This window comes from Pelagerythrobacter aerophilus, assembly GCF_003581645.1.
GTDB lineage: Bacteria > Pseudomonadota > Alphaproteobacteria > Sphingomonadales > Sphingomonadaceae > Pelagerythrobacter > Pelagerythrobacter aerophilus.
The window spans coordinates 26,150-32,149 of sequence record NZ_QXFK01000012.1 but is presented as its reverse complement, the minus strand read 5'-3'; the positions used below and the strand labels follow the sequence as shown (position 1 = coordinate 32,149).

Below are 6,000 nucleotides of genomic sequence, written 5' to 3'. Positions count from 1 at the left end.
CGTTGTCGCTGACAACCGTGTGCGGCTTGCCGCGCATCCCGATCAGGCTGGTCAGTTCACGGGCCACCCTTGCGCCTGGCAGCGACGTGTCGACCACCAGCGCCAGGCACTCCCGCGAGAAGTCGTCGACCACGCATAGGATGCGGAACCGGCGACCGCAGACGAGGCTATCGGAGACGAAGTCGAGCGACCACCGCTGGTTCGGTCCATCGGGCAGCACCATTGGCCTGCGCGTGCCCAGTGCCCGTTTGCGACCGCCACGACGGCGCACCCGCAACCCTTCTTCGCGATAGATGCGCAGCAGCTTCTTGTGGTTGGGCTTCATGCCTTCCCGCGCCAGCAGGTAGCCCAGGCGGCGATAGCCGAACCGGCGACGCTCCGCCGCCAGCTCGCGCAACCGTTGCCGCAGCGCCCCGTCATCCGGCCTTGTCGGCTCGTAACGGATCACCCTGCGGCTCACACCGACCAGACTGCACGCCCGACGCTCGCTCAGCCCGTGCTGCTCACGGGCATGGGCGACGGCTTCCCGCTTCGCGCCGGGCGTTACCATTTTTTTGATGCCAGATCCTTCAGCACCACGTTGTCGAGCATCGCCTCGGCGAGCAGCTTCTTCAGCCGGCTGTTCTCCTGCTCAAGCGTCCGCAGCCGCCGGGCATCGGAGACTTCCAGCCCCCCGAACTTCGACTTCCATTTGTAGAACGTGGCCGAGCTGATGCCGTGACGGCGACAAACCTCCGCAGTCGGCATCCCAGCCTCCTGCTCCTTCAATACCGCGATGATCTGCTGTTCGCTGAACCTGCTTCGCTTCATTGTCGTCCGACTCCTTTGCGTCGGACTCTACCAAATACCGGTCACATTTCAGGGGAGCACGTCACCACCACCTCGTCTAGGCACCCAAGTATCTCTCGGGGTACTGCACGGCAAAGTCCGACTGGGATTGCGCGAAATCATCTGCCAGGTCTGCCCCAAATGGGCGCGAAGATTAGCAACTGGTCCTTGTCCCGCGACTGCGGGCATATGTTCGTCAAAATCCCACCACAATTCTCGGTCGCTGATTTCGTGCGCCAGGCCAAGGGGCGCTCCTCGCGCAAAATCCAGCAGGAGTTCGAAAACATGCGCAAGCGCTACTCGGAACAGCGCTTTTGACAACGCGATTACCTCTCGACCACCTCCGGCAACTTCACCCAATGACATCTTCAAGCGCTATTTTGACCGGCGTACCCACAAAAATGGCTTCAGCCCCTCCGCTTGAAGCTACGGGCGTCAGCCGGTCAGTCATTCAGAGCGGACTACTGAGCGTGACCACGGTTGCCGGCCATTTCGATCCCCCAGCAACGACTGCTGAATCGCTGTCATCCCGAGGTAAGGAACATAATTTGAAATGCTTTATTATAATCAGTAAGATCTTCCCTGGGTTCGGATCGCGAAAGAACGTTTAGGCCAATTATCTGACCAAGAGCCATAGTAGCAATTCGACGTGCATCGACTTCGCTTTTTCCAAGTTCGATGTAGGCATCTGCAATTAACCGAATCCGTTCTTGATCGACACGTTGGGTTGTTTTTGATGCCGCTTCAGAAACCCGGGCCCATTCTTGCAGGGCCCGCTCAACCGGTCCACCAGGGACATCGTACCTTTGATTAAATGCTAAACTGAAAAAATATCTTAGACGATCAATAGGATCGCTGAAACTGCGATTGGCGGCACGACCAATTATCCTTGTTGCAGTTTCGTACCAATATGAGAGGGCATCATTCAAAAGTGCGTCTCTTCCTTTAAAATGCCAATAAAAACTACCCTTTGTAACATTTAAATCTTTAGCAAGGGATTCTATTTGAATATTAGCGACACCCACCTCGCCAATGGTTTTGAGGGTGTGTTTTAGCCATGCGTCCTTCGATAGTTGCTTAGAATCGCCACTCTTACCCTTATCGTTAAGCATATATGTCCCAATATCTAATCTCGTGCCCAGCCAAGGTTGCATGATATCCGCTGGTTCGATAGGTAAGATTACACCCAAAACGCGTTTTCGTGCAGGAGATAAACTTTAAAGCAACGCGTCGACTCACCCCACTTTGCGACGACTGCGACGAAGTCCGGTGCATTTCTAGTATTGCGCAGAATGAGCTAAGATTGCGTGAACAAGTGAATTGTTGAGGTCCGCCCGATTTGGGGCCCAGATCCCCTGTATGGTTGAGATGAGAGTAACCACTCGGCGAAGAGGGGGCACTTGCGCAATTTTTCCCATATGGTCCTTTCTGAGGCTCGAAGTTGCCGTTCTGCCTTTGTGTACCCAGTCTGTTTCAATATCCGACGGCTTTTGATCAGCTCACGAGGTCGCCTTGCCAGAGCTATGGGCAACATGGGGGCTGGCAACGGTTGGCCACTGATAGCCCGGTTGGTTTATTGGGTCCACGTGAGATAAATCAAGACGAAACGAGCTCGTTGGCGGCATACTATCGAATCGCAGGAGACTTGAAACGACTCCTGGAAACACCAACGCAATTTTTTGGAGGGATCACGCCCCGCCTTTTGTGATCATCTTTCATGAAGGTAGCTGACGAGACCCCCGGCTGTCCCCCAGTTGGGATTAGAGCCATTCGGTTGCTTATACTCCTACCGAACCTTGGACCACGCGGGCCTGGAGTTTTCCACCTGGCTCAGGTCCGGTGGGTTGGTCGCACCGGCTGAGTTTGGCAGCAAGATCGGAGGGATATTCCAGATCGCGCTGTGCGGTCGCTCTTCGTCGTAGTGTCTACGTTACGCCTCCAGCTTTTCGCAAGCACCTTGCACAGCCTTCGCTGGTTTCCGGCCTCGTCGTGGTTGAGGATGCGGTCGCCCCCGCTCAGGAGCCCAGGCTCGAACGGCTTATCGATGCGGCACCGCTCTCGCCCAGCAACAGGAAGCGGTGCGCGTTCAAGCATTCACCCGTTGCTTGCTGTTGAACGCTTCGATGAACACGTTATCTGCGGGCTTACCAGGGCGAAAGAAGTCCAAGGTAACACCGCGCTGGTAAGCCCTCCGATCCATGTCTCGCGAGATGAACTCGCTGCCATTGTCCACCCGTATCGTCTTTGGATAGTCGATCTTCTGGCAAGCCTTTTCAGGCGTTGCGACCACATCTTCCCCCGGTAGCTGAACCGCGGATCGATCACAGGTGACAGACGCGAAAACGTGTCGACTACCGTCAGGATGCGCAGTTTGCGACCAGTCGCAAGCTGGTTTTGAACAAAGAACATCGCCCACACATCGTTCGGCCGGATCGCCATCGATCGATCCTCCCGCAGCTTGGCCTTCACCCGACGCTTGGACCTCTCGTTCCTGAGCTGAAGACTTAACTCCTTGTAAAGGCGATAGGCCTTCTTCATGTTCACGCCCCAACCGTGGTGGCGAAGAATGTAGTACACGCGCCGATAGCCGTAGCGGACATGCGTCTCGCAGGTCTCCCTGATACGCTCCTTCAAAAAATGACGGATCGTTGCGGCGGAACCAGTAGTGATAGGTCGAAGGATCGAAGTGCAGTATGGCACATGCTCTGCGGATCGTCACCTGCAAGTCCTGCCGAACCTCGTCGTTGATCTCGCGCTCTCGATCCGGCCTCAGAGCTTACGCTTGATGACATCCTGATGCATCGCACGATAGAGCGTCAGGTCTGAGACGATCTGCTTCAGCTGCCGATTCTCGTCCTTGACCTCGCGCAGCCTCCGCACCTCCGACGGCAAAAGTCCGGCGTACTTCTTCTTCCAATTGAAGTACGTCGTCCGGCTTATTCCGCCTTGCGGCAGATCTCCGCCACCGGCGTCCCTTCCTCACCCTGCTTGATGACGAACGCCTTCTGCGCGTCCGTCAACTCCGATGCCTTCATGCCATAACTCCTCGGCCAGCCAAGGATATCTACGGCAGAAAAGTCTAACCGCGAATGGTCCAGGATTCAGGTGGCAGAGTAGCCCGTGCCTGGATCGAGCCGCTGCCTTGGGCGAGGACTACAATCGGGAGAGAACGCAACTGTTCTGGTGTACGCAAATCCGGCGGCGTTCGGCGCAGAACTGATAACGCAACAGCTATTCCCGCAACGCCCAACTGGCTCCGCTAAGGCGCCCAACACTTCAACCGAACACATGCGCAACGAAGCGGTTTGACTTTGATTTTTTCCCGAGCAAATTTTGGGAGCTACGTTAATCAGCATCCGGTGTATCAAATGCCGAGACAACCGTTGCGCGGCCAACCGCGTTATCGGACGGATTCAAACGAGCCAGGTTGAGTGCAGGTCAACGGGCCGACCGGCCCCGGGTATCCGGGGATCAGCCATTTCATGCTCGCCACCGGAATATGTCGCTTCGACCATTTCTTGGTTGAGGCTTTCGTTCACCTTCGCCCCATTCAACACCTTTGCGTTCAATTATAATTATCCCTAATACTTTGATATCAGTCATCGATTGGGAGAAAACGATGTAGCCATTCACAATAGTCGTCGTGAGTTTTCACTTTTTCTCACCTCTCAGAACCGATATGAGATTCTTCAGCGGCGTCTCAGAGTCAACCAGCGCCTCGACCGCGACTTCTGCCCTTGCCTCCACTAGCTTAAGGCCTTGGACGTAGTCTTTCATCGCATTTACACAGTCGAGTGCGATGACCTTACCCCGTTTTAGGTAGATCACCGAAAAGCTTCGTTTGAACGGATCACCGCGTAGAACGGTCTTGTCATGGCCTGCAGATAGGCCAGCCGTCTGTAGCCTCAAGTCGTATTGATTGGACCAAAACCAAGGGGTCGCTAAATAAGGAACTTGGCTTCCGCACAGGTTTTTCGCAACTGTATTTGCCATCCCACCGGCGTTTTGCACACTCTCAATCCGGATCATCTTACCATCGGCAAAACTGTTGGCTTGAAGGGCGACATCGCCGATGGCGTGGACATGCGGCAGACTTGTACGGCAATACTCGTCGACGGCCACGCCATTAGGCGTATCGGCGCCAGCTGCGGAAAGTTGCTCGACGACGGGAACAATGCCTATGCCGACGATGACCATGTCGCAGTGGATAACTTCACCATTATCCAACTTCACGCCGGTGGCTTTGGTACCATCCCCTTGAATGCAGTCGACCACTGTATTGAGTCGAACCTGCACACCGTGCACTCTGTGCTGTGCCTCGAAGAACCGGGAAATCGCTTCGCACGCGACGCGGGCCAATACGCGTTCCATTGCTTCGAGTAACACGACAGTGCAGCCAAGTTTGCGTAGCACGGCTGCCGCTTCTAGTCCGATATAGCCGCCGCCGATCACCACGACCCGCCTCGCTCCGTTACCGAGTTGGCCCGTGATTGCGTCAACATCCCCCTTGTCGCGCACGGAGTGGATGCCTTGGAGGTCAGCGCCTTCGCAAGTTAGCTTGCGTGGTGAGCCGCCCGCGGCCCACACCAACTCTCCATAACCAAACGTTCGGCCATCCTGCAACGCAACGGTGCGAGCATCGGCATCAACCGCGACGACTTCACTACCAAGCATCAGGCGCACCTGCTTGTCTTTCCAAAAGCTGACGGGGCGAATCAGGATGCGTTCGAACTCTTTCTCACGCGCGAGATATTCCTTAGATAGAGGTGGTCGTTCGTAGGGTGGTTCTTTGTCTCGCCCCAACATGGCTATGGTGCCTTCAAAGCCATTCTGGCGGAGCGCCAGCGCAGTCTGGGCGCCACCGTGCCCAGTACCAACAATCAGCACGTCGAAACGATCAATCAACGCCGGTCCTCCTCAATGATTGGGACGCTCGATCCCGTCTGATGCTCAAATTTCGGCATCTGGCAAAACAGCCGAGAAGTCTCGGTGCAATTGCCGGAGCTGTGGGGCTCGTCGTTTCGGTCATAGTTCATGGATGGGGCGCTTTCTGGTATTACCAGCCCCGCCTGGTCCGGACATGTAGCGCCCCTACAGCAATCACGGCAATGCGTGAGTAGACCGCCTACTCCAATGACGTGACCCCAATCGAGGTGATGCTGGAGAGTACAG

3 protein-coding genes and 2 pseudogenes are annotated in these 6,000 nt (G+C 55.7%); 1 reads left to right on the top strand and 4 read right to left on the bottom strand.

Going from position 1 to position 6,000, the window contains the following annotated elements; genetic code table 11:
- Nucleotides 1-810 (bottom strand): annotated as a pseudogene (locus D2V04_RS03660) (IS3 family transposase); the annotation flags it as partial.
- Between the two features lie 159 nt (nucleotides 811-969).
- Here D2V04_RS03660 and D2V04_RS18130 point away from each other — a divergent pair.
- On the top strand, nucleotides 970-1,146 hold the full coding sequence (locus D2V04_RS18130) for a transposase (RefSeq protein WP_228766238.1): 177 nt from the start codon (nucleotides 970-972) through the stop codon (nucleotides 1,144-1,146).
- 206 nt (nucleotides 1,147-1,352) lie between these two features.
- Here D2V04_RS18130 and D2V04_RS03650 read toward each other — a convergent pair whose 3' ends face one another.
- The 3 genes and pseudogenes from D2V04_RS03650 to D2V04_RS03640 form a co-directional block, all read right to left on the bottom strand.
- Nucleotides 1,353-1,982, bottom strand: coding sequence for a TetR/AcrR family transcriptional regulator (locus D2V04_RS03650; protein WP_082737149.1), 630 nt, complete (start codon nucleotides 1,980-1,982; stop codon nucleotides 1,353-1,355).
- A 632-nt stretch (nucleotides 1,983-2,614) separates the two neighbouring features.
- Nucleotides 2,615-3,863: pseudogene (locus D2V04_RS03645) on the bottom strand (IS3 family transposase).
- A 616-nt stretch (nucleotides 3,864-4,479) separates the two neighbouring features.
- Nucleotides 4,480-5,730, bottom strand: coding sequence for an NAD(P)/FAD-dependent oxidoreductase (locus tag D2V04_RS03640; RefSeq protein ID WP_067186978.1), 1,251 nt, complete (start codon nucleotides 5,728-5,730; stop codon nucleotides 4,480-4,482).
- Nucleotides 5,731-6,000 lie beyond the last annotated feature (270 nt).